The sequence below is a fragment of the Enterobacter sp. WP_7_1 genome (genome assembly GCF_003688535.1).
GTDB lineage: Bacteria > Pseudomonadota > Gammaproteobacteria > Enterobacterales > Enterobacteriaceae > Enterobacter > Enterobacter asburiae.
In genome coordinates, this window is sequence record NZ_REFK01000001.1 from 936,916 (window position 1) to 963,050 (window position 26,135).

The 26,135-nt window shown below is 59.2% G+C and carries 25 protein-coding genes; 14 read left to right on the plus strand and 11 right to left on the minus strand.

Annotation, left to right across the window (positions count from 1 at the left end; genetic code table 11):
• Window positions 1-20: 20 nt before the first annotated feature.
• Complete coding sequence (gene sppA, locus BJ885_RS04650; RefSeq protein ID WP_121931282.1) at window positions 21-1,877, minus strand: signal peptide peptidase SppA; 1,857 nt, start codon at window positions 1,875-1,877, stop codon at window positions 21-23.
• Between the two features lie 167 nt (window positions 1,878-2,044).
• On the opposite strand from sppA, the gene BJ885_RS04660 reads away from it, so the two are divergent.
• From BJ885_RS04660 to BJ885_RS04670, 3 genes are all read left to right on the plus strand, one after another.
• Window positions 2,045-2,596 (plus strand): NAD(P)H nitroreductase, encoded by a 552-nt coding sequence (locus BJ885_RS04660; RefSeq protein WP_047648067.1) that lies wholly within the window; start codon window positions 2,045-2,047, stop codon window positions 2,594-2,596.
• 116 nt (window positions 2,597-2,712) lie between these two features.
• Window positions 2,713-3,756: a selenide, water dikinase SelD gene (gene selD / locus BJ885_RS04665; protein WP_121931283.1), complete on the plus strand. Its 1,044-nt coding sequence runs from the start codon at window positions 2,713-2,715 to the stop codon at window positions 3,754-3,756.
• Window positions 3,757-3,760: 4 nt separating this feature from the next.
• Window positions 3,761-5,668 carry a DNA topoisomerase III gene (locus tag BJ885_RS04670; RefSeq protein WP_121931284.1) on the plus strand — a complete coding sequence of 636 codons (1,908 nt, stop codon included), beginning with the start codon at window positions 3,761-3,763 and terminating at the stop codon, window positions 5,666-5,668.
• A gap of 71 nt (window positions 5,669-5,739) precedes the next feature.
• Here the strand turns inward: BJ885_RS04670 and gdhA are convergent, their stop codons facing one another.
• Window positions 5,740-7,083, minus strand: a complete 1,344-nt coding sequence (gene gdhA, locus BJ885_RS04675; RefSeq protein WP_121931285.1) for an NADP-specific glutamate dehydrogenase — start codon at window positions 7,081-7,083, stop codon at window positions 5,740-5,742.
• Window positions 7,084-7,311: 228 nt separating this feature from the next.
• Here gdhA and BJ885_RS04680 point away from each other — a divergent pair, with 228 nt between their 5' ends.
• Window positions 7,312-7,590: a DUF1496 domain-containing protein gene (locus BJ885_RS04680; RefSeq protein WP_029742006.1), complete on the plus strand. Its 279-nt coding sequence runs from the start codon at window positions 7,312-7,314 to the stop codon at window positions 7,588-7,590.
• Here BJ885_RS04680 and BJ885_RS04685 read toward each other — a convergent pair.
• Entirely contained in the window at window positions 7,550-7,966 is a 417-nt protein-coding gene (locus BJ885_RS04685) for a pyrimidine (deoxy)nucleoside triphosphate diphosphatase (RefSeq protein ID WP_032657918.1), read from the minus strand. The two genes, BJ885_RS04680 and BJ885_RS04685, sit on opposite strands and share 41 nt — an antisense overlap.
• 75 nt (window positions 7,967-8,041) lie before the next feature.
• Between BJ885_RS04685 and BJ885_RS04690 the strand changes: the two genes are divergently transcribed.
• Complete coding sequence (locus BJ885_RS04690; RefSeq protein WP_121931286.1) at window positions 8,042-8,611, plus strand: carboxymuconolactone decarboxylase family protein; 570 nt, start codon at window positions 8,042-8,044, stop codon at window positions 8,609-8,611.
• Window positions 8,604-9,221: a CDP-alcohol phosphatidyltransferase family protein gene (locus BJ885_RS04695; protein WP_121931287.1), complete on the plus strand. Its 618-nt coding sequence runs from the start codon at window positions 8,604-8,606 to the stop codon at window positions 9,219-9,221. The genes BJ885_RS04690 and BJ885_RS04695 overlap by 8 nt, the downstream gene beginning before the upstream one ends.
• Here BJ885_RS04695 and BJ885_RS04700 read toward each other — a convergent pair.
• The 6 genes from BJ885_RS04700 to xthA all read right to left on the minus strand — a co-directional run bounded on the left by BJ885_RS04700 (window position 9,218) and on the right by xthA (window position 15,393).
• The gene (locus tag BJ885_RS04700; RefSeq protein WP_121931288.1) at window positions 9,218-10,525 is read right to left on the minus strand and encodes a sulfurtransferase; all 1,308 of its coding nucleotides are present in this window, start codon (window positions 10,523-10,525) and stop codon (window positions 9,218-9,220) included. The two genes, BJ885_RS04695 and BJ885_RS04700, sit on opposite strands and share 4 nt — an antisense overlap.
• A 73-nt stretch (window positions 10,526-10,598) precedes the next feature.
• Window positions 10,599-11,219, minus strand: coding sequence for an ATP-binding cassette domain-containing protein (locus BJ885_RS04705; RefSeq protein ID WP_121931289.1), 621 nt, complete (start codon window positions 11,217-11,219; stop codon window positions 10,599-10,601).
• Window positions 11,219-12,748: a thiamine ABC transporter permease gene (locus BJ885_RS04710; RefSeq protein ID WP_121931290.1), complete on the minus strand. Its 1,530-nt coding sequence runs from the start codon at window positions 12,746-12,748 to the stop codon at window positions 11,219-11,221. Before BJ885_RS04710 ends, BJ885_RS04705 begins: the two co-directional genes overlap by 1 nt.
• On the minus strand, window positions 12,721-13,881 hold the full coding sequence (locus BJ885_RS04715; protein WP_375714062.1) for an ABC transporter substrate-binding protein: 1,161 nt from the start codon (window positions 13,879-13,881) through the stop codon (window positions 12,721-12,723). Before BJ885_RS04715 ends, BJ885_RS04710 begins: the two co-directional genes overlap by 28 nt.
• A gap of 15 nt (window positions 13,882-13,896) precedes the next feature.
• Window positions 13,897-14,580 carry a TVP38/TMEM64 family protein gene (locus BJ885_RS04720; RefSeq protein ID WP_121931292.1) on the minus strand — a complete coding sequence of 228 codons (684 nt, stop codon included), beginning with the start codon at window positions 14,578-14,580 and terminating at the stop codon, window positions 13,897-13,899.
• A gap of 6 nt (window positions 14,581-14,586) precedes the next feature.
• Window positions 14,587-15,393: an exodeoxyribonuclease III gene (gene xthA / locus BJ885_RS04725; RefSeq protein ID WP_023311273.1), complete on the minus strand. Its 807-nt coding sequence runs from the start codon at window positions 15,391-15,393 to the stop codon at window positions 14,587-14,589.
• 433 nt (window positions 15,394-15,826) lie between these two features.
• On the opposite strand from xthA, the gene BJ885_RS04730 reads away from it, so the two are divergent.
• The 7 genes from BJ885_RS04730 to ves all read left to right on the plus strand — a co-directional run bounded on the left by BJ885_RS04730 (window position 15,827) and on the right by ves (window position 23,538).
• Window positions 15,827-17,047: an aspartate aminotransferase family protein gene (locus tag BJ885_RS04730; protein ID WP_121931293.1), complete on the plus strand. Its 1,221-nt coding sequence runs from the start codon at window positions 15,827-15,829 to the stop codon at window positions 17,045-17,047.
• The gene (gene astA / locus BJ885_RS04735; RefSeq protein WP_121931294.1) at window positions 17,044-18,078 is read left to right on the plus strand and encodes an arginine N-succinyltransferase; all 1,035 of its coding nucleotides are present in this window, start codon (window positions 17,044-17,046) and stop codon (window positions 18,076-18,078) included. The genes BJ885_RS04730 and astA overlap by 4 nt, the downstream gene beginning before the upstream one ends.
• The gene (gene astD / locus BJ885_RS04740; protein ID WP_121931295.1) at window positions 18,075-19,562 is read left to right on the plus strand and encodes a succinylglutamate-semialdehyde dehydrogenase; all 1,488 of its coding nucleotides are present in this window, start codon (window positions 18,075-18,077) and stop codon (window positions 19,560-19,562) included. Before astA ends, astD begins: the two co-directional genes overlap by 4 nt.
• Window positions 19,549-20,874, plus strand: a complete 1,326-nt coding sequence (astB, locus tag BJ885_RS04745) for an N-succinylarginine dihydrolase (RefSeq protein WP_121931296.1) — start codon at window positions 19,549-19,551, stop codon at window positions 20,872-20,874. Before astD ends, astB begins: the two co-directional genes overlap by 14 nt.
• 10 nt (window positions 20,875-20,884) lie before the next feature.
• Window positions 20,885-21,850: a succinylglutamate desuccinylase gene (gene astE / locus BJ885_RS04750; protein WP_121931297.1), complete on the plus strand. Its 966-nt coding sequence runs from the start codon at window positions 20,885-20,887 to the stop codon at window positions 21,848-21,850.
• A gap of 338 nt (window positions 21,851-22,188) precedes the next feature.
• Window positions 22,189-22,683 (plus strand): ATP-independent periplasmic protein-refolding chaperone Spy, encoded by a 495-nt coding sequence (gene spy / locus BJ885_RS04755; protein WP_023311279.1) that lies wholly within the window; start codon window positions 22,189-22,191, stop codon window positions 22,681-22,683.
• Window positions 22,684-22,980: 297 nt separating this feature from the next.
• The gene (gene ves, locus BJ885_RS04760; RefSeq protein ID WP_029740449.1) at window positions 22,981-23,538 is read left to right on the plus strand and encodes an environmental stress-induced protein Ves; all 558 of its coding nucleotides are present in this window, start codon (window positions 22,981-22,983) and stop codon (window positions 23,536-23,538) included.
• Here the strand turns inward: ves and cho are convergent.
• Complete coding sequence (cho, locus tag BJ885_RS04765; RefSeq protein WP_121931787.1) at window positions 23,516-24,394, minus strand: excinuclease Cho; 879 nt, start codon at window positions 24,392-24,394, stop codon at window positions 23,516-23,518. The two genes, ves and cho, sit on opposite strands and share 23 nt — an antisense overlap.
• 117 nt (window positions 24,395-24,511) lie before the next feature.
• Window positions 24,512-25,336 (minus strand): ammonia-dependent NAD(+) synthetase, encoded by an 825-nt coding sequence (gene nadE, locus BJ885_RS04770; RefSeq protein ID WP_059346538.1) that lies wholly within the window; start codon window positions 25,334-25,336, stop codon window positions 24,512-24,514.
• Window positions 25,337-25,568: 232 nt separating this feature from the next.
• On the opposite strand from nadE, the gene osmE reads away from it, so the two are divergent.
• Window positions 25,569-25,913: an osmotically-inducible lipoprotein OsmE gene (gene osmE, locus BJ885_RS04775; RefSeq protein ID WP_010430142.1), complete on the plus strand. Its 345-nt coding sequence runs from the start codon at window positions 25,569-25,571 to the stop codon at window positions 25,911-25,913.
• Window positions 25,914-26,135: the final 222 nt, after the last annotated feature.

Here is a 26,135-nt window from a genome sequence, read left to right on the forward strand (position 1 = left end):
GCGGGAAGAGGGGACGGTTTTTAACGGACGTTAGCGCAGGTCAGGCAAAACGCGTAACGACTCTGTGGATCGTTAAAGGCCGCGAGCTTGTCGCTTTCCGCCTTCATCGCTTTCGCTGCCGTGGCGACCGGCGCAGGCAGGTAAGCCTGCATTGCCTCCGGCAGCATGGCGCGTACCGAGCCGGACATGCTGTCCATGACCATATCGAAGAACGACGGCTCGTCCTGGTAATACTCGATATGCCACTGCTTGAGCTTCGCCAGCTCGGCGGCTTTCTTCACCGCGTCATCGAAGTCGCCCAGGCTGTCCACCAGACCGTTGCTCTTCGCATCCTGGCCGGTCCAGACGTGGCCCTGTGCGATCTGGTCGATCTGCTCAGGCGTCTTTTTACGCGAGTCTGCGACCAGGGTGATAAAGCGTTTATAGCCGTTCTCAATGCTGAGCTGCATCATCTCAGAGACTTCCGGCGGCAGGGATTTGGTCACCGACACATCCGCCAGCGGAGAGGTGGCCACGCCATCGGTATGCACGCCCAGAGAATCAAGGCTGTTCTCCACGGTGTTGATCACCCCGAAGATGCCAATCGAACCGGTCAGCGTGCTTGGGTTGGCTACGATGTAGTTGGCTGGCGTTGAGATCCAGTAACCCCCGGAGGCGGCCATTCCGCCCATGGATACGACGACCGGCTTGCCGGCGGCACGCGCCGCGGCCAGTTCAGCGCGGATCACCTCGGAGGCGCTGACGCTGCCGCCAGGGCTGTTCACCCGCAGGACGATCGCTTTCACTTTTGGATCCAGGCGAGCATCGCGGATTTGTGACGCGGTAGTATCGCCGCCCACGTTCCCCGGAGTCTCCTGGCCGTCCATGATGGCGCCGTTGGCAAACACCACCGCGACGCTGTCACCGCTGTCATCCGGTTTTTTCGTCGAGTAATCATACATGCTGATGGCGCTGTAATTTTTATCCTCTTTGCTCCAGCCAAACTGCTTGCTCAGGGATTTTTCAATCTCGGCGCTGGTGCCCAGGGCATCAACCAGTTTGTTATCCAGCGCATATTTCGCGGTATCACCGTCAACCTTACGCAGGCCATCCAGCACGCCCTGCGCGCCGGGGAACGCCTGCTCAGGCGTAATCTGGCGGTTAGCGGCAACGGTGCCCAGATAGTTCTGCCACAGCTCGCCAATCCAGCGGCTGTCCGCTTCACGGGCGGCAGGAGACATATCGTCGCGGATAAACGGCTCGACGGCTGATTTATACGTGCCGACGCGGAAGACGTGGGTGGTGACCTTCAGCTTGTCGAGCAGGGATTTGTAGTACAGGCCGTTGGTGGCAAAGCCGTGCAGATCCACCGTCCCCTGCGGGGAGAGCCAGATTTTATTGGCGAAGCTCGCCAGATAATATTGTCCCTGGCTGTAGCTGTCGCCCACGGCAATCACCGGCTTGCCGCTGTCGCGGAATTCGCGCAGCGCTTTACCGATGTACTGCATTGAAGGCTGATCGCCTCCGGCAAAATCTTTCAGATCCAGCACGATCCCGGTGATGTTACGGTCGTCTTTGGCCTGGCGGATGGTATCGACGATATCGAACAGGGAGTTTTCCTGCAGACGATCTGAGGTTGCGCCAAACAGCTGGCGACCAATCACGCTCAGGCGACTGCTGGTGGACGGCTTATCAACGATGACGCCGGTGATATCGAGTAATAGCGCGCCGCGCGTTGAATGCTGCGCCTGATTCGCATTGCTGATATGCATCCAGATGCCCGCGCAAACCAGAACCAGGAAGATGAAGAAGATGTTCATCACCAGGTTGCGGACGAAGTTGAGCAGTCTCCACGTCCATTTAAAGAAACCGGCAATGATTCGCCAAAGGGTTCGCATGTATTCTCCCTAACCAGAAAATGACTGTTTCCGTCGCTACTGGACGGTAATGTTGGGTTATCGTAATGACCCAACCGCCACTTGTCAGCAGGAATCGCCTGCCAGGCTGTAACAAAATCTGCCGTCGTGTTAATTTTGTGAGTAAATTTCAAGAAAGGAGTTAACCAATGGACGCACTCGAACTGCTTGTTAACCGCCGTAGCGCTTCCCGTCTGGCCGAACCTGCCCCGGCAGGCGAGCAGCTGGAGAACATTCTGCGTGCCGGCATGCGTGCCCCCGATCACGGCACGCTGCAGCCGTGGCACTTCTTTGTTATTGAAGGCGAAGGCCGCGATCGTTTCAGCCAGCTGCTGGAGCAGGGCGCGGTTGCCGCCGGGCAGGATGAGAAAGGTATCGACAAGGCGCGCAATGCCCCGTTCCGCGCCCCGATGATTATCGCCGTCGTGGCGAAATGCCAGGCTGACCATAAGGTGCCGGTCTGGGAACAGGAAATGTCCGCAGGCTGTGCGGTCATGGCGATGCAAATGGCCGCCGTCGCGCAGGGCTTTAACGGTATCTGGCGTACCGGTGCGCTGACCGAAAGCCCGGCGGTCCGTGACGGTTTTGGCTGCGGCGAGCATGACAAAATTGTCGGTTTCCTCTATCTCGGCACCCCGCAGCTTAAAGCCTCGAGCACCATCAGCGTGCCGGACACCACGCCTTTCGTCAGCCGTTTCTGATCACGCACGCTAAACTGTCTGGATTCTGAGCATCTGCCGCAGAATTCAGACAGTCATACTTACCTCTTTATGGAATGAGCGCTACCATAGCGCGATTGAGATGACAGGAGACGTCCATGAGCGAGCAAACCATTCGTTTAACGCAGTACAGCCACGGAGCCGGTTGCGGTTGTAAAATTTCCCCGAAAGTGCTGGAGACCATCCTGCACAGTGAACAGGCGAAGTTTGTCGACCCGAACCTGCTTGTCGGCAACGAAACGCGTGACGATGCTGCAGTTTATGACTTAGGTAACGGCACCAGCATTATCAGCACCACCGACTTCTTTATGCCGATTGTCGACAACCCGTTCGACTTCGGTCGCATTGCGGCCACCAACGCCATCAGCGATATCTTCGCGATGGGCGGTAAGCCGATCATGGCGATTGCCATTCTGGGCTGGCCGATCAACACCATCCCGCCGGAAGTGGCCCGTGAAGTGATTGATGGCGGTCGTTTTGCCTGCCAGCAGGCGGGGATTGCGCTGGCCGGTGGTCACTCTATTGATGCGCCCGAACCGATCTTCGGCCTGGCCGTTACCGGCGTGGTGCCGACCGAACGCGTGAAGCGCAACAGCACCGCCCAGGCGGGCTGCAAACTCTTCCTTACCAAGCCGCTGGGCATTGGCGTGCTGACTACCGCCGAGAAAAAATCCCTGCTGAAACCGGAGCACAAAGGTCTGGCAACGGAAGTCATGTGCCAGTTGAACCTCGCCGGTGCGGCGTTTGCCAATATCGACGGCGTGAAGGCGATGACCGACGTCACCGGTTTTGGCCTGCTGGGACACCTCTCTGAAGTGTGTCAGGGCGCGGGCGTGCAGGCGCAGGTCTGGTATCAGGACGTGCCGAAGCTGCCGGGCGTGGAGGAGTATATTGCTCAGGGCGCGGTCCCGGGCGGTACCCAGCGCAACTTCGCCAGCTACGGTCACCTGATGGGCGAAATGCCTGAGGAGTGGCGCAACCTGCTGTGCGATCCGCAAACTTCCGGCGGCCTGCTGCTGGCGGTCACGCCGGAATCCGAAGCCGAGGTTCAGGCCACTGCCGCCGAGTTCGGCATCACCCTGACGGCGATCGGCGAGCTGGTGACCGCGCGCGGTGGCCGACCGATGATTGAGATCCGTTAATTCGATGCGGTTGTTTATTGCCGAAAAGCCGAGCCTGGCCCGCGCCATTGCCGACGTGCTGCCTAAGCCGCATCGCAAAGGTGACGGCTTTATCGAATGCGGTAACGGGCAGGTGGTCACCTGGTGTATTGGTCACCTGCTTGAGCAGGCGCAGCCGGACGTCTACGACAGCCGCTACGCCCGCTGGAATTTAAACGATCTGCCCATCGTGCCGGAAAAATGGCGCCTGCAGCCCCGACCTTCGGTCACCAAACAGCTCAACGTGATCAAGCGCTTCCTGCATGAAGCCGCTGAAATCGTTCACGCGGGTGACCCGGACAGGGAAGGACAGCTGCTGGTGGATGAGGTGCTGGACTACCTGGAGCTGGCGCCGGAAAAGCGCCAGCAGGTGCAACGCTGCCTGATCAACGACCTCAACCCGCAGGCCGTCGAGCGGGCGATTTCGCGCCTGCGCGCCAACAGCGAGTTTATTCCGCTGTGCGTTTCCGCGCTGGCGCGTGCGCGTGCCGACTGGCTGTACGGCATCAACATGACCCGCGCCTACACCATTCTTGGGCGCAACGCGGGCTATCAGGGAGTGCTTTCCGTGGGGCGCGTGCAGACGCCTGTGCTGGGGCTGGTGGTGCGTCGTGATGAAGAGATTGAGAACTTCGTCGCCAAAGATTTTTTCGAAGTGAAAGCGCATATCGTCACGCCTAAAGACGAGCGCTTTACCGCCGTCTGGCAGCCGAGCGATGCCTGCGAATCGTACCAGGATGAAGAGGGGCGCTTGCTGCACCGTCCGCTGGCGGATCATGTGGTTAACCGCATTACCGGCCAGCCGGCTATTGTTACCAGCTATAACGATAAACGGGAATCAGAACCCGCGCCGCTGCCGTTTTCGCTTTCTGCACTTCAGATTGAGGCGGCAAAAAAGTTTGGCCTGAGCGCGCAGAACGTTCTGGATATCTGCCAGAAGCTCTACGAAACCCATAAGCTCATCACCTATCCGCGTTCGGACAGCCGCTATCTGCCGGAAGAGCACTTTGCCGGACGCCACTCGGTGATGAACGCCATCGGCGTGCACGCGCCGGATCTGCTCCCGCAACCGGCGGTAAACCCGGACACCCATAACCGCTGCTGGGATGATAAAAAGGTGGATGCCCACCACGCGATTATCCCGACGGCCCGCGCCAGCAGCGTCAACCTTACCGACAACGAAGCGAAGGTCTATAACCTGATCGCCCGTCAGTACCTGATGCAGTTCTGCCCGGACGCGGTATTCCGTAAGTGCGTGATTGAGCTTGAGATTGCCAAAGGTAAGTTTATCGCCAAAGCGCGTTTCCTCGCAGAAGCGGGCTGGCGCACGCTGCTCGGTAACAAAGAGCGCGACGAAGAGAACGACGGCACGCCGCTGCCGGTGGTCGCTAAAGATGACGAACTGCTGTGCGAGAAGGGCGAAGTGGTTGAACGTCAGACCCAGCCTCCGCGCCATTTCACCGATGCGACGCTGCTGTCGGCGATGACCGGGATCGCCCGGTTTGTACAGGATAAAGATCTGAAGAAGATCCTGCGCGCCACCGACGGTCTGGGGACGGAAGCAACCCGCGCGGGGATCATCGAGCTGCTCTTTAAGCGCGGCTTCCTGGAGAAAAAGGGACGCTACATCCACTCAACGGAACCGGGCCGGGCGCTAATCCACTCTCTGCCGGAGCTGGCCGCCAGGCCGGACATGACCGCACACTGGGAATCGGTGCTGACGCAGATCAGCGAGAAGCAGTGCCGCTACCAGGACTTTATGCAGCCGCTGGTCGGGACGCTTTACCAGCTGATCGATCAGGCGCGCAGCACGCCGGTGAAAACGTTCAGAGGGATGGTTGCCCCCGGTAGCGGCGCGAAGAAACCGTTCAAGAAGAAAAAGAGCGCGGCCTGATACGCCCGGTTTTCTCCCTCTCCCTGTGGGAGAGGGCCGGGGTGAGGGCATCCGGCCGCACGCGATAAACCTTAAATCACGCCTTGACCAATCATCGCATCCGCCACCTTCACGAACCCGGCGATATTCGCCCCGCGCACGTAGTTGGTTTGCGACGCCTCGCCGCCGTACTCCACGCAGGCATGGTGAATATCGAGCATGATGTGGTGCAGGCGCGCATCCACTTTCTCCGCCTTCCAGCCGAGACGCGCGGCGTTTTGCGCCATCTCGAGGCCGGAGGTCGCCACGCCGCCCGCGTTAGCGGCCTTGCCCGGCGCAAACAGCACGCCCGCTTCCAGGAACAGGTTCGTCGCGTCGATGGTGGTCGGCATATTCGCCCCTTCGGCCACCGCTTTTACGCCGTTGCTAATCAGGGTACGCGCGGCGTCCGCATCCAGCTCGTTCTGCGTTGCGCACGGCAGGGCGATATCCACCGGCACGCCCCACGGCTGTTTCCCTTCCAGGTAGGTCAGGCCAAACTCCCGGGCATAATCCGCCACGCGGCCGTCGCGGCTGGCTTTGATCTCACACAGGCGCGCCAGCTTCTCTGCCGTGAAGCCCGCTTCATCCACCACCGTGCCGCTGGAGTCAGAGGCGGTCACCACGCGAGCGCCAAACTGCATCGCTTTCTCAATCGCATACTGCGCCACGTTACCGGAGCCGGACACCGCGACGCGCATGCCTTCAAAGCCTAAACCGTGACGCTTGAGCATCGCCTCGGTGAAGTAAACCAGGCCGTATCCTGTCGCTTCCGGGCGGATCAGACTCCCGCCAAACGATAGCCCCTTGCCGGTAAAGACGCAGGCGCTGTTGTTGGAGAGCTTTTTCATCATCCCGGCCATAAAGCCCACTTCACGTCCGCCCACGCCGATATCACCTGCAGGCACGTCGGTATCCGGGCCGAGGTGGCGGTAGAGTTCGGTCATCAGCGCCTGGCAGAAGCGCATGACTTCGCCTTCGCTTTTGCCTTTCGGGTCGAAATCGCTGCCGCCTTTCCCGCCGCCCATCGGTAGCGTGGTGAGGGCGTTTTTAAAGGTCTGCTCGAAGCCGAGGAATTTCAGAATCGACAGGTTCACGGACGGATGAAAACGCATGCCGCCCTTAAACGGGCCAATCGCCGAGTTAAACTGTACGCGCCACGCGCGGTTAACCTGTACCTGATTGCGATCGTCAACCCACGTCACGCGGAACTGGATCACGCGCTCTGGCTCGACAAGGCGTTCAAGCAGCGACATCTGGCGATAACGCGGGTTTTGTTCAAGGAAGGGCCACAGGGTGGTCATAACTTCACGCACGGCCTGCGCGAACTCGCTTTGGTGCGGGTCGCGCTGCTGAACATGGGCAAGGAAACTTTCCAGAGAGCGTGTCTGATCCATAGATATAAGAACCTCTTATCGTATTTTATGTGTATTACTTATGCGATTTGTGTTGTTTTTTTGACTATACCACCCGTACCGCTTTGTGAGGCAAGCAGAAATTTATGACGAAAGGGAAATTAATGAGAGGGCGGGCGTCATAACGAAAAGCGATGAAGAGATAAATTAAAGGTTCCGCTCTGGTTTACCGTTATAGTCATTATCAAGGAACTACTGGAAGATGTGTCTATGAAACGTTATCTACTCACCGCGTTATGTCTGATCTTTACCGCAGGCGTGCAGGCCAACCCCATTCTCCCGGACGTGGAAGTGAATGTGCCGCCGGAAGTGTTTAGCTCCAGCGGCCAGAATCAAACGGTGCAGCCCTGTAACCAGTGCTGTATCTATCAGAATCAGAACTACTCGGAAGGGGCCGTTGTGAAAGCGGACGGCATTCTGCTGCAGTGCCAGCGCGACGAGCGCGCCATCAGCACGAACCCGCTGGTCTGGCGTCGCGTAAAACAATAAACGCTTCCAGCAGCGGAATATCCGCGGGGGCTAAGGCGTAGCCAAACGCCTCTTCCGGCGTACACCACGCGAGCGCGCTGTGGTAGTGCGCCGTAAGCTCGCCGCGAAAAGCAGGGACGTGCCAGGCATGCAGGTTGATCAACCGCTGCGACACTTCCCGCTGGTGGCTTGCCACGTATTGCCCCGGCAGGGCGTCAATGCCCAACTCTTCACGCAGCTCGCGGATAAGCGCTTCTGGCTGGGTTTCTCCGGCCTCGACTTTACCGCCTGCAAATTCCCACATTCCCGGCTGGTCGGCATGGGCAGGGCGCTGCGCCAGTAAAATATTGCCGTCTTTTTCGATAATGGCGGCAACGACATCGAGTGTTTTCAGCATGGTCGTCAATAATTGATAGCGAAAAAAGACATATTATCGTGCCCTTTCTCAGAGTCCAGTAAACAGGAGAATCAGGTGAAAGAGTCCACCGCCTGGGTTGCCCCCCTCGAATCCCTTCCCGCCAGCCTAAAACCGATAGCCGCCATGCAAAAAAAGCATTTTGGCGCGGTGCTGAATCCCACCCGCTGGTGGGGGCGAATGCCGCGTCTGTTCTGGCTGGTGGCGCTGTTTGTCGGCTTTCTGGAGCGTCGTCACGCGCGCCTGACGCCCGCGCTGCGCTCGCTGCTCATGACGCGGGTATCCCAGCTCTGTCACTGCGCTTTCTGTATTGATGCCAACAGCCTGCGGCTGGCCGAGCGCTGCGGCGCGCTGGATAAGGTTCAGGCCGTGAGCGACTGGCAGGATTCCGTCTTGTTCACCGAGCAGGAGCGCGCGGCGCTGGCCTACGCCGAGGCGATGACCGCCACGCCGCCCCGGGCGGATGAGGCAGTCAGAATAGCGCTGAAACGCCACTTCACGGATGATGCCATTACCGAGATGACGGCGCTGATTGCGTTTCAGAATCTCTCCGCCCGCTTTAATGCCGCGCTGGATATTCCGGCGCAGGGGCTGTGCGCCACGTTTAACGAGACTCCCCATGCTTGACCGTCACCTGCACCCGCGGGTAAAGCCCGCTCTGAATCGTCTGGTTTCCGTGATGGATAAGCCGGGCATCACGCCCGACGGATTGACCCTGACCGGGTTTGCCATCGGCGTGCTGGCGCTGCCGTTTCTGGCCCTCGGCTGGTATCCGGCTGCGCTGGCTGCCATCGTGCTTAACCGCCTGCTGGATGGTCTGGACGGCGCGCTGGCGCGCCGGAGAGGGCTGACCGATGCGGGGGGATTTCTCGACATCGCGCTCGATTTTCTGTTCTACGCCCTGGTGCCGTTTGGCTTTGCGCTCGCGGCTCCCGCAGAAAATGCGCTGGCGGCCGCCTGGCTGCTGTTTGCGTTTATCGGTACCGGCAGCAGCTTTCTGGCGTTTGCGGCGCTGGCCGCGAAGCACGATATCGACAACCCCGGCTATGCGCACAAGTCGTTTTATTACATCGGTGGGTTAACGGAAGGGACGGAGACCATCGCGCTGTTCGTGCTGTGCTGCCTGTTTCCGGCGCACTTTACGCTATTCGCGTGGGTATTCGGCGCGCTGTGCTGGCTGACCACCACAACGCGCGTCTGGAGCGGCTATGTGACGCTGAAGTCACTCAACCCTTAGAGAGCGCTTTCTGGCCCGCGCTCTCCGGTGGTGACCGGGTTCTGCGGGTGACTGCTCCATTCGTACCAGCCGCCGTCATAGACGGCGACATTCTTCCAGCCCATCGCCCGGGCGTACATAAAGGTTTCTGACGCCCGCCACCCGGTGCCGCAGTAAAACGCGACGTGCTGCTCCGGCAGAATATTCCAGCGCTTCCACTGGGCGGCGATATCGTCCGCGCTGCGCATGGTGCCATCCGGGTTATGGAAGTCTTCCATATGGGTCGCGTCGCTGCCCGCATGACCCCAGCGGGCACCGGCTATTTCACCTTTTGGCTTGATGTAGCTGTAGCCGCTGGTTTCGCCGATGAACTCCGGCCACGAACGAATGCTGACCAGGGAGGCATCCTGACGGTGCAGCATCCCGCGCGCCTGTTCCATATCAACCATCAGCTGCGGCTGGCCGGGGATCGGCGCGCCGAAATCGGGTGCTGGCGTCACTTTGCCGGGCGTGCCGCGTTCAACCGGGAGGCCTGCATCCGACCACGCCTTCCAGCCACCGTCGAGAATGCGCACATCCTTCACGCCCGCATACAGGATTATCTGCGCCACGCGCGCGGCGGCGTAAACGTCACGGCCATACAAAATAACGGTGGTGTCGTGACGGATCCCGTGCTTCGCCAGCATCGCTTTCAGCTTGTCGTCGGAGACTTTATTCCACAGCGGCTCGCTTTCCACCTCGTTGGTGTCGATGTAGCCCGCGCCGGGAATGTGGTTCAGCAGGTAAAACTTCGGTGCGCCCCAGGCGGCTTCAATCACTTTCCAGTCACCAGCAGGCGCGGCGGTCACGGGTTTACCCTGCTGGAGGCGGTGGATCCACTGCGGGTAAACCAGCTGTTCAAAGTGGGGCAGGCGCTGAAGGCGGTCGGGCGTCTGCAGCGCGTCGCTGAGCAGCGAGACCTGGCGGTATCCGGCTTTCTCCAGGCGGGACTTCACCGCCAGGTTATCGTTCTCGTCGCCGTACAGGGCGATGGCGGTTGCAGGCGTAAGCTGATGCTGTTTTGCCCAGCTCGCAATCTGCTCGTCGCTCATTGCGCCCAGCCAGGCGGCAGCAAGGTTGAGTGCGGCGGGTTCATGCCCGGAGGGGCCGCTGAGGGTCTGCGGCCAGCCGTTGTAAAACGTGCTGGGACGGGTATCGACAGGCGTGCCGTGCTGCGCCTGAAGCTGAGACAGCGTCATCACGTTGGGCATATCAGCCGCCAGAGAGGAAAAGGAAGCGAGGCCGCAAAGCAGGGCCAGCGCGGTCAGTTGAGAAACACGTTTCATCGAATAACCTGACGTCAGTAAAAGAGGGGGGCATTGTCGTCTCTCCCGAAACGGAAAACATTGCGTTAGCACATTATTGCCAGCGAGAAATCTCAATCAACTTGCCGCCGGGCGGAATATCGTCCTCATCGTGCGTGACCAGCACCACCGGGATATTGCGCGCGCGGACGGCGTCAAATACCCATGTCCGAAACGTTCTGCGCAGCGTTTTATCGAGGCGGCTGAACGGTTCGTCCAGCAGCAGCGCCTGCGGCTCTGCGAGCAGGGCGCGCAGCAGGCTGACCCGGGCACGCTCCCCGCCGGAGAGGGTGGCCGGATCGCTGGCGTAATGACCGCTCAGCCCGGCTGAATCCAGCGCCTGCTCGACCGCTTCCCGACGCGCTCTCCCGACGATCCGCTCAGGCAAGGCCAGCAGCAAATTTTGCCCGACGCTGAACGGTTCAAACAGCAGCGCATCCTGAAAAAGTATGCCCAGCCCGCGGGATTCAACGGGGAGGCTATCGCAGCGACGCGCGTCGAGCCACAGTTCGCCCCGCGCCTGGAAATCGTCTGACAGCGCGCCGACCATCCACGCAAAAAGGGTCGATTTGCCGCTGCCGGACGGCCCCATCAGGGTAACGATCTCCCCGCGGGGAACGAAAAAATTGACCTCGCGGAAAAGCGGTTCGATGGTGAGATGGTTTACCTTCAGCATTATCGTAATCCTTGACGGTAGCGGCCCGCGAGCCGGGATATCAGGGCGGCAAGACCGAACACCGTGCCCGTCACCAGCAGTAATCCCAGCGCCCGGTTAGCGAGAATTGGGATGCTGCCCCCGCTGCTGAGCGCGACGGTTTCGGTGGTCAGCGTGGCGAAACGCCCAGCGCCAAGCCAGAGCGTCGGCATGTATTGCGCCATGCTGACGGAAAAGCCGGTGGCAAAGGCCAGCAGCGCAGGGCGCACAAGCAGGGGACATTTCAGCAGTAAGAATATTTTCGCCCGTCGCCAGCCGAGCGATCTGGCGGTAAGGATAAGCCGGGGATCGATCCGCCGCCAGGCGGGCTGCAGAACCAGCAGCATCCACGGCAACACCCACAGCAGATGGCTCCAGAGCACGGCGGCATAGTGCCCGTCGAGCCCCAGACGCAATGCAATAAAATATTGCCCGGTGACGAGCGGCAGCGCCGGAAGGGCGAGCGGTGACCACACCCACGCTGCGCCGCGCTGCGGTCCCCATTCCAGCCAGAGAAAAATGACGATGAGGGCGATCAGGCTCGACAGCAGGCCGAAGGAAAGGCTGGTCCCCACGAGACCCACGTCGCCCCCTCGCGCCAGCATCAGCAGTACCGCGGCGCACAGGATGCCGCACGCGGGCAGTAACCCGCTGAATGCCCGCTCAGGCAGGACGAGTGGAGAACGGGGGCGCGTCCCCGCGAGGTTCGGGATCGTGCGACGCCATGCTTTCCAGAGGCCGTACCCGAGGGCGGCAAGCGCGGCCAGCAGTAGTAGGAGAAGCAGGCACAGCAGCGTTCCTTTTGCCTGCTGCTGCACGTCGCCCTGGCTTAACCACTGAAAGGCCAGCACGGCCAGGGTGGGCGGGTTGCCGGGCCCGAGAACGATCGCCACGTCCACGACCGAGAGCGACCATGCCAGCACCGCCAGCATCACCGCGCCGAGGACAGGGGCGATCGCCGGGAGGATTAGCCAGCTGAGCGTCTGATAACGCCCGTAGCCAAAGGTTTGCAGGACGATCTTCTGCTGCGCGAGCCGTTGTTCCGGCAGTACGGCGTAAATGGCCCACAGCACGAACGCGCTCTCTTTGACCGCGAGCGTCAGGCCCAGCCCGACGCCGTAGCGGTCAAACGGAGCCGTACAGACGGTACAGAGCTGATAAAACAGACCGCCCTCGGCAAACAGCAGCAACGCGCTGGTGGCGAAAGCCACATGGGGGATCGCCAGTAGCCAGGACAGTCGGGTCGTGAGGCGCCGCCAGCGTTGACCGGGCCACAAAAGGCAGACGAAGAAAAGGGCAATCAGCAACGCCCCCAGCGTGGCGATGAGCGTTGAGACCAGCGTGGCGACGGTCGCCTGAGGCAGCTGCGGATCGTTCAGCAGCCGCTGCCAGTTTGTCGCAGAAAGCGCCGGTGCGAACAGCATCACGCCAGCGGGCAGGATCGGCAGATAAATCACCGCCATCGCCAGCCAGACAAGCCCGCTCAGCGGGTGCCGTAACGACGCAACCATTCCTGCTCCAGCGCGTTCACCCAGGCGGACTGCGGCTCTGCAAGCACCTGCGGCAGCCTCTGAGGCGTATGGTCCAGCAGCTGTTTCGCGTCACCTTCGGGCAGCGTTTTCGCATCCAGTACGCTCGGATCTCCCCAGATGGCCGGGTCGGCCTTGCGGATTTGCGCCTGCGGCGTCAGCAGGAAATTGGCGACCACTTTTGCACCCGCGCTCGCGCCGGCATTGGCCGGGATAGCCACAAAATGGACGTTGCCGAGCATCCCGCTATGGAAACCAAAGCTGTAGCTGTCGGCAGGCAGTTCGCCGCTCGCCACTTTCTGCTGCGCATGCGCCGGGTTAAAGGTCAGCGACAGGTTCAGACTGCCGCTGGCAAGCAGGGCATCCATCCGCGCAGGCGAGGGAGGGAAATCTTTTCCTTCGCGCCACAGCAGCGGATGCAGCTTATCGAGGTAGGTCCACAGCGGCGCCGTAACCTGATCAAACGTTGCATCGGGCGCTTTTTGTAAAGCCTCAGGGCGATCGGTGAGCGTCAGAAGCAGCTGCTCAAGAAATGCCGTGCCGGTAAAATCGGGCGGGCGGGGATAGCTGACCTTGCCCGGGTGCTGCTGCGCGTAAGCCAACAGCGCCTGAGGATCCTCCGGCGGCGTCGGCATGCTGGCTTTGCGGGCGATAAAGGTCAGCTGCGCGCCGCCCCATGGGGATTCCGCCCCGTCGGTGGGAATAGCAAAATCTTCCGTGACGGGTTTACGGGTATCGACATAGCACCAGTTTGGCAACGTCTGCGCCCATCCGGTTTTCAGCAGGTTCGCCTCTTTTAACGTGCGGAAGTTTTCGCCGTTGACCCACAGCAGGTCAACCGAGCCGTTGGCCTTACGCCCCGCGGCGGCTTCCGTCTGGATCCGTTTTACCGCATCGGCGGCATCCGCCAGCGGGACGATTTTTAGGGTAATGGCGTAGTGCGTTTGCATCTCACCGCTGACCCACTCAAGGTAGCGGTTGACCGCCGGATCGCCGCCCCAGGCGTTAAACCAGACGGTCTGGCCTTTGGCCTGCTGTTGGATAGCGTGCCAGCTTTCGGCGGCACACAGGGGGGCTGCCAGCAGCAGACCGGTCAGTAACGCGCAAAAACGCACACGGCGCATAATGCCTCACTTTTTAACAGACGGGAGATAACGGGAAAACAGCCGGCGCGTGGCCAGCGGCAATAACCCCAGTAGTGTAAAGGCGATTAGCATGCCCGGCGACAAAATATCGCGCAGCGACGCCACTTTCCCCAGCTCGCGCCCGGCATTCAGAAAGACAATCGTCGCGGGCAGCATGGCGACCTGGCTGACCCACCAGTAGCGATATACGCCAATGCGGGTCAGCCCCATCAGCAAATTCACCAGGAAAAACGGGAACAGCGGCATTAGGCGCAGGGCAAAAAGATAGCCCGCGCCGTCATGCGCCATGCCGGCGTTCACCGTTTTCATCTGCTGAGCAAACCGACGCTGGACCCATTCGCGCAGCAGATATCGGCTGGCTAGCATCGCAAGCGTCGCCCCGAGCGTGGAGGCAAACGAGACCAGCACGGTGCCTGCCCACACGGGAAATAACGCCCCGCCCAGCAGGGTGAGGATCGCCGCGCCGGGGATCGACAGGGCGGAGACCGCCACATAGAGCGCAAAAAAGATCAGCGCGCATCGCAGCGGCGCGTGGTCAACATGGGAGAGGAGTGCCTGCTGGTGGGTTTTAATCCCTTCCAGGGAGAGTGTGCCTGGGGGAAGCATGACAAACGTCAGAATAAATGCGCCCAGAAGGGCGCACAGGAAAGCGAGTTTTCGAATGTTCACGCGTCATTACAGCTTGAATTTAGCCCACACCGGCGCGTGGTCAGACGGTTTTTCCATGCTGCGGATCTCATAGTCGATCCCGGTTTCGATGCAGCGCTCCGCCAGCGGCGAACTGGCGAGCAGCAGGTCGATACGCAGGCCGCGGTTGTCGTCAAAGCCTTTTGAGCGGTAGTCAAACCACGAGAAGCGATCCTGCGTGTCCGGGTTGGCGGTACGGAAGGTATCCACCAGCCCCCAGTCCAGCAGGCGCTGCATCCACTCGCGCTCTTCCGGCAGGAAGGAGCATTTGCCGGTACGCAGCCAGCGTTTGCGGCTGTCTTCACCGATGCCAATATCCAGATCGGTCGGGCTGATATTCACATCACCCATGATCAGCACCGGATTGTCTTTGTTGAGTTCGGTTGTCAGGTAGTTCTGCAGATCCTGATAAAACTTGGCTTTGGCCGGGAATTTGGTCGGATGGTCGCGGCTTTCGCCCTGGGGAAAGTAACCATTAATCACGGTGATGTTACCCAGCGGGGAAGGCAGCTCCGCCATGATGATGCGGCGCTGTGCTTCTTCGTCATCGCCGGGAAACCCGCGGCGAACGGAAACTGGCGTCTCTTTGGTCAACAGCGCAACGCCGTAATGGCCTTTCTGCCCATGATAGAAGACGTTGTAGCCGAGTTTCGCCACCTCTTCGAGGGGGAACATATCGTCGTGAACCTTGGTCTCCTGCAGGCCGATCACATCTGGCTGATGTTGTTCAACGATAGCTTCAAGCTGATGGGGGCGGGCGCGCAGGCCGTTGATATTAAAAGAGACAAATTTCATAGTCGCTGCCAGTGCAAGGTGAATAGTGCATGGATGGTAGCAGAATTTGCGTCAACTGTTACCGGGTTCGACCAATAACTGCGACAGATAATGTCGGTGGTGCAATATTTGCACCATTCTGACGCGCCTCGCCCTCAAACAGGGCGTAAATGACCGATAAATTTCGCGAGCGATCACAATTCCAGAATTATATTTGGCCTGTGCATACTCTTTCTGATTTTCATGCGGCAAAGCGCCGCTTGTCGTAAAAATATTCACTTTTTATGCAGTAATAGTGAATAACTCCATGTCGTAACTTGTTGATATTCTGTTACCCCAACCCGTTTATGCATTTTTATCGCTGGCTGGCACGAAGGCTGCAATCTACATTCACAGTGCAAACACCCAATTATTTAACATTCAAATAACTTTTTATTTACCGGATGAGGTCGCTATGTCTCTGTCAATTACGCGTGAAAATTTCGATGAATGGATGATGCCGGTTTACGCTCCGGCGGCTTTTATTCCGGTTCGTGGGGAAGGCTCGCGCCTGTGGGATCAGCAGGGTAAAGAGTATATCGACTTTGCAGGTGGGATTGCGGTCAACGCGCTGGGTCATGCGCACCCTGCGCTGCGTCAGGCGCTGAATGACCAGGCGGCGAAGTTCTGGCATACCGGCAACGGCTTTACCAACGAGCCCGCGCTGTGCCTGGCCAAAAAACTGATCGACGCGACGTTTGCCGAAAAAGTCTTTTTCTGTAACTCGGGGGCGGAAGCCAACGAAGCGGCGCTGAAGCTGGCGCGCAAATATGCGCACGATAAATTTGGTACCCACAAGAGCGGCATCGTGGCGTTTAAAAATGCCTTCCACGGGCGCACGCTCTTTACCGTCAGCGCGGGCGGCCAGCCTTCCTACTCGCAGGATTTCGCCCCGCTGCCGCCGGATATCCGTCACGGCATTTATAACGATCTGCAGTCCGCCAGCGAGCTGATTAACGACACCACCTGCGCGGTGATCGTCGAGCCGATGCAGGGCGAGGGCGGCGTGCTTCCGGCGCAAAAAGCCTTCCTGCAGGGGCTGCGCGAGCTGTGCGATCGCCACAACGCGGTCCTGATTTTCGACGAAGTGCAGACCGGCGTGGGCCGCACCGGCGAGCTGTATGCCTATATGCACTACGGCGTGACGCCGGACGTGCTGTCGACCGCCAAAGCGCTGGGCGGCGGCTTCCCGATTGGGGCGACGCTGACCACCGATAAATTCGCCAGCGTGATGACCGTGGGTACCCATGGCACCACCTACGGCGGCAACCCGCTGGCCACAGCCGTCGCCGGCCAGGTTCTCGACATCATCAACACGCCTGAGGTGCTGAAAGGCGTTAAGCAGCGTCATGACTGGTTTGTCGAGCGCCTGAATGCCATCAACGGCAAAACGGGGCTGTTTAAAGAAATTCGCGGTCTGGGGCTGTTAATCGGCTGCGAACTCACCGCTGAGTTTGCCGGGAAAGCTAAACTTATTTCACAGGAAGCGGCAAAAGTGGGCGTGATGGTGCTGATTGCCGGTGCCAACGTGGTGCGTTTTGCGCCCGCGCTGATCGTCAGCGAGGAAGAGGTGCAAACCGGTCTGGACCGTTTTGCGCTGGCGTGTGAAAAAGTGAAATCCGGGGTGTCATCATGATGGTCATCCGTCCCGTTGAGCGCGGCGATCTCGCCGGGCTCATGCAGCTTGCCGGTAAGACGGGGGGCGGGCTGACCTCGCTTCCCGCCGATGAAAAAACGCTGTCGGCGCGCATTGAGCGCGCCCTGCAAACCTGGCAGGGGACGTTGCCAAAAAGCGAACAGGGGTATGTGTTCGTGCTGGAAGACACCGACACGGGGACCGTGGCCGGGATCTGCGCCATTGAAGTGGCCGTCGGGCTTAACGACCCGTGGTACAACTACCGCGTCGGCACCATGGTTCACGCCTCGAAAGAGCTGAACGTCTATAACGCGCTGCCCACGCTGTTTCTCTGCAATGACCACACGGGCGCCAGCGAGCTGTGCACGCTGTTCCTCGACCCGGCGTGGCGCAAAGAGGGCAATGGCTATCTGCTCTCCAAATCGCGCTTTATGTTTATGGCCGCCTTCCGCGATCGCTTTAACGAAAAAGTGGTCGCTGAGATGCGCGGCGTGATCGACGACACCGGCTACTCGCCGTTCTGGGAGAGCCTGGGCGAGCGCTTCTTCTCGATGGAGTTCAGCAGGGCGGACTATCTCTGCGGCACCGGCCAGAAAGCCTTTATTGCCGAGCTGATGCCGAAGCATCCTATCTATACCCATTTCCTCAGCCCGGAAGCGCAGGCGGTGATTGGCGAAGTCCATCCGCAGACCGCGCCCGCCCGCGCGGTGCTGGAGAAAGAGGGGTTCCGCTACCGGAACTATGTCGACATCTTTGACGGCGGCCCAACGCTTGAGTGCGATATCGACCGCGTGCGCGCGATCCGTAAAAGCCGTCTGGTTGAGGTCTCTGAAGGTCAGCCCGCGCCGGGTGACTGGCCCGCCTGTCTGGTGTCGAACGAAAATTACGCCAATTTCCGCGCCATGCTGGTGCGTACCAACCCGAAATGTGAACGTCTGGTGCTGACGGCTGCAGAACTGGATGCCCTGAAATGTAACGCCGGCGATACGATTCGCCTGGTGCGTCTCTGCCCTGAGGAGAAAACAGCATGACATTATGGATTAACGGTGACTGGGTCACGGGCGAAGGCGAAGAGCGCGTAAAGACCAATCCGGTCGGAAAAGAGGTGCTCTGGAAGGGGCATGACGCCAGCGCCGGGCAGGTAGAACAAGCCTGCCGCGCCGCGCGCCGCGCGTTTCCGGCGTGGGCAAAACAGCCTTTCGCCGTGCGTCAGGAAATTGTTGAAAAGTTTGCCGGGCTGCTGGAGGCAAACAAGGCCGAACTGACGCGCATCATCGCGTCTGAAACCAGTAAACCGCGCTGGGAAGCGACAACCGAAGTGACGGCGATGATCAACAAAATCGCCATTTCGGTCAAGGCGTACCACACCCGTACCGGCGAACAGCACACCGACATGCCGGACGGCGCGGCCACGCTGCGCCATCGTCCGCACGGCGTGCTGGCGGTATTTGGCCCGTATAACTTCCCGGGACACCTGCCGAATGGCCACATTGTGCCTGCGCTGCTGGCGGGCAATACCGTTATTTTCAAACCGAGCGAGCTCACGCCACTCACCGGCGAGGCGGTGGTTAAGCTGTGGGAACAGGCCGGCCTGCCGCCGGGCGTGCTGAACCTGGTGCAGGGCGGGCGGGAAACCGGTCAGGCGCTGAGCGCGCTGAGCGATATCGACGGCCTGCTGTTTACCGGCAGCGCCGGTACGGGCTATCAGCTGCACCGCCAGCTGGCAGGGCAGCCGGAGAAAATTCTGGCGCTGGAGATGGGCGGCAACAACCCGCTGATTGTGGAAGACCCTGACGATATCGACGCCGCGGTGCACCTGGCGATTCAGTCCGCCTTTATTACCGCCGGACAGCGCTGCACCTGTTCCCGCCGTCTGCTGGTGAAGCGGGGCGCGCAGGGGGATGCCTTCCTGAAGCGTCTGGTTGAAGTGAGCGCGCGTCTGGTGCCTGCCGCGTGGGATGCTGACCCGCAGCCGTTCATCGGCGGGCTGATTTCCGAACAGGCTGCGCTGAACGTGCTGAAGGCCTGGCAGGACCACGTCGCGCGCGGCGCGAAAACCCTGCTGGAGCCGAAGCAGGTTCAGCCGGGTACCTCGCTGCTGACGCCGGGCATCGTGGAAATGAGCGGCGCGAGCAACGTGCCGGATGAAGAGGTCTTTGGCCCGCTGCTGTGCGTCTGGCGTTACGACGATTTCGATGCGGCCATTGCGATGGCGAATAACACCCGCTACGGCCTGTCGAGCGGTCTGATTTCACCGCATCGCGAGAAGTTTGACCAACTGCTGCTGGAAGCGCGCGCCGGGATTGTGAACTGGAATAAACCGCTGACCGGGGCCGCGAGCACAGCGCCGTTCGGCGGCGTAGGCGCGTCGGGCAACCATCGCGCCAGCGCGTGGTATGCCGCCGATTACTGCGCGTGGCCGATGGCAAGCCTGGAAACTCCGGCGCTGACGCTGCCGGAGACGCTTAATCCGGGGCTGGATTTTACCGGAGGGGATCGTCATGAAAGCGCGTGAGGTTAACTTTGACGGGCTGGTGGGGCTGACGCACCACTATGCCGGTCTCTCTTTTGGTAATGAAGCCTCGACGAAGCACCGTTTTCAGGTCTCCAACCCGAAGCTGGCGGCGAAGCAGGGGCTGCTGAAGATGAAAGCGCTGGCGGATGCCGGTTTCCCGCAGGCGGTGATCCCGCCGCAGGAACGCCCGAACGTGGCGGTATTACGTCAGCTCGGTTTCACCGGCAGCGATGAGCAGGTGGTTGAAAAAGCGGGTACGCAGACCCCGCACCTGCTCTCCGCGGCAAGCTCTGCCTCCTCTATGTGGGTGGCAAACGCCGCGACCGTCGCGCCGTCAGCCGACACGCTGGATGGCAAAGTCCATCTGACGGTGGCCAACCTGAACAATAAATTCCACCGCGCCACCGAAGCGGAAACCACCGAGCGCGTGCTGCGCGCCATTTTCAACCATGACGCCCATTTTGAGGTGCATCAGGCTCTGCCGCAGGTGGCGATGTTTGGCGATGAAGGCGCGGCCAACCATAATCGCCTGGGGGGCGACTATGGCGATCCGGGCCTGCAGCTGTTTATCTACGGGCGAGAAGAGGGGGGCCACGCCGCGCCAACCCGTTATCCTGCTCGTCAGACGCTGGCGGCCAGCCAGGCGGTTGCTCGCCTGAACCAGGTCAATCCTTCCCAGGTGGTTTTTGCCCAGCAAAACCCGCATGTGATTGACCAGGGCGTGTTCCATAACGACGTGATTGCCGTTTCTAACCGCCAGGTGCTGTTCTGCCACGAGCAGGCGTTTGCTCATCAGGAGAAGCTGCTCGCCACGCTGCATGAGCGCGTGCGCGGCTTCACGCCAGTCCAGGTGCCCACGGAGGCGGTGAGCGTGCAGGACGCGGTAGAAACGTATCTGTTCAATAGCCAGCTGCTGAGCCGTGACGATGGCAGCATGATGCTGGTGCTGCCGCAGGAGTCCCGGGATCATCAAGGCGTGTGGCGCTACCTGACGGAGCTGGTCAAGGCCGATAACCCGATTGACGAACTGCGCGTGTTTGACCTGCGCGAAAGCATGGCCAACGGCGGCGGTCCAGCCTGTTTACGTCTGCGCGTGGTCCTGACCCAGGACGAAATGCAGGCGGTGAACCCGGCGGTCATGATGAACGATACGCTCTTTACGCGCCTGAATGACTGGGTCGATCGCTACTATCGCGATCGTCTGACGCAGGCGGATCTGGTTGACCCGCAGCTTCTGCGTGAAGGGCGCGAGGCGCTGGACGCGTTATCGACAATCCTGCAGCTGGGATCGGTTTACCCGTTCCAGCGCTAAAGGAGTGGATATGGAAAATTTACTGGCGCTGACCCTGGCCGATGAGACGCCGGAACAGAAAGAGGGGGACGGCCCCTCGTTTCGCTGGCGGTGGCTGGGGCGCGGGGTGCTTGAACTGACGCCGACCGTCAAAAGCGATCTCTCTCTGCTGCTTTCCACGGGTATCCACGGGAATGAAACCGCACCCGTTGAGATTGTTGATCTGCTGCTGCGTGCGCTGTATCGCAATGAGATCGCCCTGAAGTGCCGCGTGCTGGTGGTGCTCGGCAATCCACCTGCGCTGGCGCAAAACAAACGGTATCTGGTGAGCGACATTAACCGCATGTTCGGCGGCCGCTGGTCGCAGTTTCCTCAGAGCGATGAAACGGCGCGGGCAGAGTGGCTGGAGAGCGTCGTGACCGCGTTTTTTGCCGCCGCGGGACCGGCGCGCTGGCATCTGGATCTGCATACGGCAATCCGCGCGTCCTACCACGTTCGCTTCGGCGTTCTGCCTCAGCGCAGTCAGCCGTGGGATGAAGCGTTCCTGAGCTGGCTGGGTGATGCCGGTCTGGAGGCGCTGGTATTTCATCAGTCGCCGGGCGGAACGTTTACCCATTTCACCTGTGAACGTTTCGCTGCGCTGGCCTGCACGCTGGAGCTCGGAAAAGCGCTGCCGTTCGGCCAGAACGATCTGACCCGCTTTGCGCCTACGCATCTCGCCCTTCGGGCGCTGCTGGGAGGAAAGGCTCCCGAGCACGCGCATCAGCCCGTTGAGCGCTATCGTGTCGTACAGCAGATCACGCGCCGCAGCGATGCTTTCCTGCTCCATATGGCCGCGCACACCCTGAACTTTACGCCGTTCCGCAAAGGGGCGCTGCTGGCTGAGGATGGCGAGGAACGTTACGAGGTGCAGAAAAACACCGAGTATGTTTTATTCCCTAACCCCACCGTCGCGTTTGGCCTGCGGGCCGGGCTGATGCTGGAAAAAATATCCTGAACCTTTCCCCTCTCATCATCAGGGAGGGGGAAGCAAAAAACTTTTCTTAACGATTAAAGCGCTTGCGCTTGTTTTGCAGAATATTCCTGGTGAATTGCTTTATTATTGATCTGCACTTCGCTATACTTCTGCTAAATTTCTTTAAAATCATCGCATTGAATATTTCTTGTTGCAACTCTCCACGCTTTATCCTTATTTCCTCCACATTTGACGAAAATTTGTTTTTTACACTTTCATTGTTTTACCGTTGCTCTGACTAATTGACGATAAACCCCGTAAAGTTAATCTCGTCAACACGGCATAGCGCCGAAGAATAACTGAAAGAAAGGAAATAAATTATGCGTAAGTTTACTGCACTGTTTGTTGCTTCTACCCTGGCTCTGGGCGCTACCAGCATGGCGTTCGCCGCAGATACTGCGACCACTACGACTGCCGCGCCTGCTGAAGGCAAAATGATGATGCATCATAAAGGTCCGGGTATGCACAACGAGATGATGATGTTTAAGGATCTCAACCTGACGGATGCGCAGAAGCAGCAGATCCGCGACATCAGAAAAGGTGAGCGCGACCAGATGAAACGTCCTCCGCTTGAAGAGCGCCGTGCGATGCATGACATCATCGCCAGCGATAGCTTCGATAAGGCGAAAGCCGAAGCGCAGATCGACAAAATGGCCGAGCAGCACAAAGCCCGCATGCTGGCTCACATGGAAACCCAGAACAAGATCTACAACATTCTGACCCCGGAACAGAAAAAACAATTTAATGCGAATTTTGAGAAGCGTCTGACAGAACGTCCGGCGATGGAAGGTAAAATGCCAGCACCAACCGAATAATCGGTTCACACTCTTAAGACCGCCGGGATCCTGTCCACAAAAGCGCAACCGCTGTGGACAGGACCGGCGGTTTTTCTTTCCTGCCCTCTTGCCTGCCGCCGCCAGCGCGGTATCCTCCTGTAGTCGCTTCAGAGAATGTTTGCAGAGTCATGGCGTTAGAATTTTTATTAACGTTCCGCTAAGGCCTGCCCGCTCTGCTGCCGATACTGTTTCTGTGAATACCCAACGATAACAAACAAGACAGCAACGATAGCGATATCCTTGCCCTGGCACGGGTTGTGCCATTCAGGAGTGGTGATGGAGTTCTTTGATATCCGTAAGATGCCGGTCAGCCTCTGGCGCAATGGTGCTGGCGAAACGCGTGAGATTTGCTGCTTCCCTCCCGCGACGCGCGATTTTCACTGGCGTGCCAGTATCGCGACGATTGCCAGCAACGGCGAATTCTCCTCGTTTCCCGGTGTTGACCGGGTGATTACCTTGCTGGAAGGGGGAGAGGTGACGCTGGATGCGGGACAGGCGTTCTCCCATACTCTCAAGCATCATCAGCCCTACAGTTTTGCCGGCGATTTGCCGGTGAAAGCGCTGCTTTGTGATGGGCGGATGGCGATGGACTTTAACATCATGACCCGGCGCGACTGCTGCCGGGCGAAGGTGCGCGTTGCTGACCGAACCTTTACCACCTTTGGCTCACGCGGGGGGGTGGTGTTCGTGCTAAGCGGGGCGTGGCAGCTGGGCGATAAATTGCTGACGGCCGATCAGGGGGCCAGCTGGGAGGAGGGTACCCATACGCTGCGTCTGCTGGAGGCTCAGGGCACCTTATTGTTCAGCGAAATCACGTGGCTGCCGGGTCATTGAGCACAATGATCTCAAACTTTCCGGCCAGGACCGGTTTACAGAGAATTTTATAGCCATCGTGGTCAAATCCGGCGGGCGTGCGCAGCAGGGTTGCCGCGTCGTTGATGTCGTCGACAGCGCCCAGCCAGAGCCAGTTGTTGACGATGTGATACTGGGTCATTGCTTCGCCCACCTCTTTTAGCGCAACGGCGCTTTCCCAGGGCCAGCAGTTCACGCTGATGGCCGCCAGACCGGTGAGAAGCCGGGCGTGATGCGCCTCAACGCTCTCTTTCCCGCAGCACGCACCGGCGCAGCGCTTCAGCGCGGATCGAAAACAGGCGCGTCCGCGGGTGGTTGCCTCCAGACCTAAAAGGCTGTAGCAAAGCTGTAAATCGTCCGCCAGCGTCTGCAGCGCCTGGAGCGCGGCGCGCTTATTGGCGAAAAGCCCATAGAGATTCGGGGCATGAGAAAAATCGACGTCGCGCGCGTAGACGACCTGCGGCTTGCCATCGTTGATCTGCAGGGAGCAGAGCTGACGGTTGCGGCGCAGGCGCTTATTGAACAGCGGCTGTTGTTCTTTTATCAACCGCGCCTCCAGCAGCAGCGCGCCCATTTCTCCCGCCGTCTGGAACCAGGTAATGCGTCGCGACTGGCGCAGCATGGCGGCCTCGTCCGGCGTGCGCAGATGGGATAACACCCGGCTGCGAATGTTAACGCTCTTGCCGATATAGAGCGGCAGGGTGTCGCTTTCACCGTGAAAGATGTACACGCCCGGCTGTTTAGGCAGCGCCTCAAGCCAGGGGCGAAGGTGCTCGGGATATTCGTAGATAGCCGCCGCTTCAAACTCAAGACGCGGGGCGGATTGACGCCTGCTCACATACTGCTCCATATACTGTTCAGGTATACAGTGTAGCAGGAGTGTGGTGGTTAAAAAAGAGCCGGGTGGCGGCTACGCCTTACCCGGCCTACGAAAACGGGTTACCGTTTTGCTTTATTATTTCCAAAAATCGTCAAACACCGTAATGGGCGTGTGGCGCTTGTGCTCGGTTTTCAGATACCAGCCTTCGATGATTTTCGCGGTACCTTCATCCAGCTTTTTGCCTTCCAGATAATCATCAATGTTGTCATAGGTGACGCCAAGGGCCGCTTCATCCGGCAGGGAAGGGCGATCGTCTTCCAGGTCCGCTGTTGGCGCTTTCTTATACAGATGCTCAGGACAGCCCAGCGCGGCCAGCAGCTGCTTACCCTGACGCTTGTTAAGACGGAAGATAGGGTTAATGTCGGTGCCGCCGTCGCCGTATTTGGTGAAGAAACCGGTGATCGCTTCTGCCGCATGGTCGGTGCCGACGACAACGCCTTTGGTCATCCCGGCGATGCTGTACTGCGCTTTCATGCGCTCGCGGGCTTTCTCGTTGCCGCGAACAAAATCGCTCAGCTCAATGCCCGCTTCGCGAAGCGCCTGCTCGCTTGCCAGCACCGAGCCCTTAATATTCACGGTCAGCACGCGGTCAGGCTGGATAAAGGTAATCGCATCCTGGCAATCCTGCTCGTCCGCCTGTACGCCATAAGGAAGACGCACCGCGATAAACTGCAGTTTCTCATCGCCCGTCTCTTCGCGAAGCTCTGAAATCGCCATCTGGCAGAGTTTACCGGTCAGGGTAGAGTCCTGGCCGCCGCTGATGCCCAGCACCAGGGATTTCAGGAACGCGTTCTTTTTTAAGTACGATTTTAAAAAATCCACGCTGCGGCGGATCTCTTCATGTGCATCTACCGTAGGCTTCGCGCCCAGTGCCTGAATAATCTCTTGTTGCAGAGCCATCACGCCCTCCATATGCAGTACATAAACAGAATGTGTTAGCTGTTAAAACTAACCCTTTGGGCGAGAAACGACAAGGATCACAGTTTCGAGTGCGCTAATTTGCGCCGATTTAGCAGGTTATCGTTGTTTTATTAGAATTTTCCGAAATTCGTCTGGCGTAATTCACAAAGTTGAACAATAGTACTTTTTATCCCATGCTTAGATAACACGCTGATAAACAAGAGGACGGAATATGAACAAGAACGTAGCAGGAATTCTTAGCGCAGCGGCGGTACTTACTATGCTGGCAGGGTGTACGGCTTACGATCGCACCAAGGATCAGTTCACGCAGCCCGTTGTAAAAGACGTTAAAAAAGGGATGACCCGTTCGCAGGTGGCTGCGATTGCCGGTAAACCTTCTTCTGAAGTAACCATGATTCATGCGAAGGGGACCTGCCAGACCTATATCCTGGGTCAACGTGATGGTAAGGCAGAAACCTACTTCGTCGCCCTGGATGATACCGGTCATGTGATCAACTCCGGCTATCAGACCTGTGCTGAATATGATACCGATCCGCAGGCACCTAAGGCGCAGTAACCCTGCTTTCCTGAGGATGTTAACAAACCGGCCCATGGGCCGGTTTTTTTATGCATCAGAAAATCTTATTTCTTTGCGCGAATTATTTGCCCGAAATGTGAAGAGAGTCAACAAGCCAGGTCAATGAGAGACAATTTGAGCCTATCCAGAATTATCCCCTGTCTGTACCATTGCGTATACTCACTCCAACGATAAACAACAGTACGCAAGCTACCTGTCTGC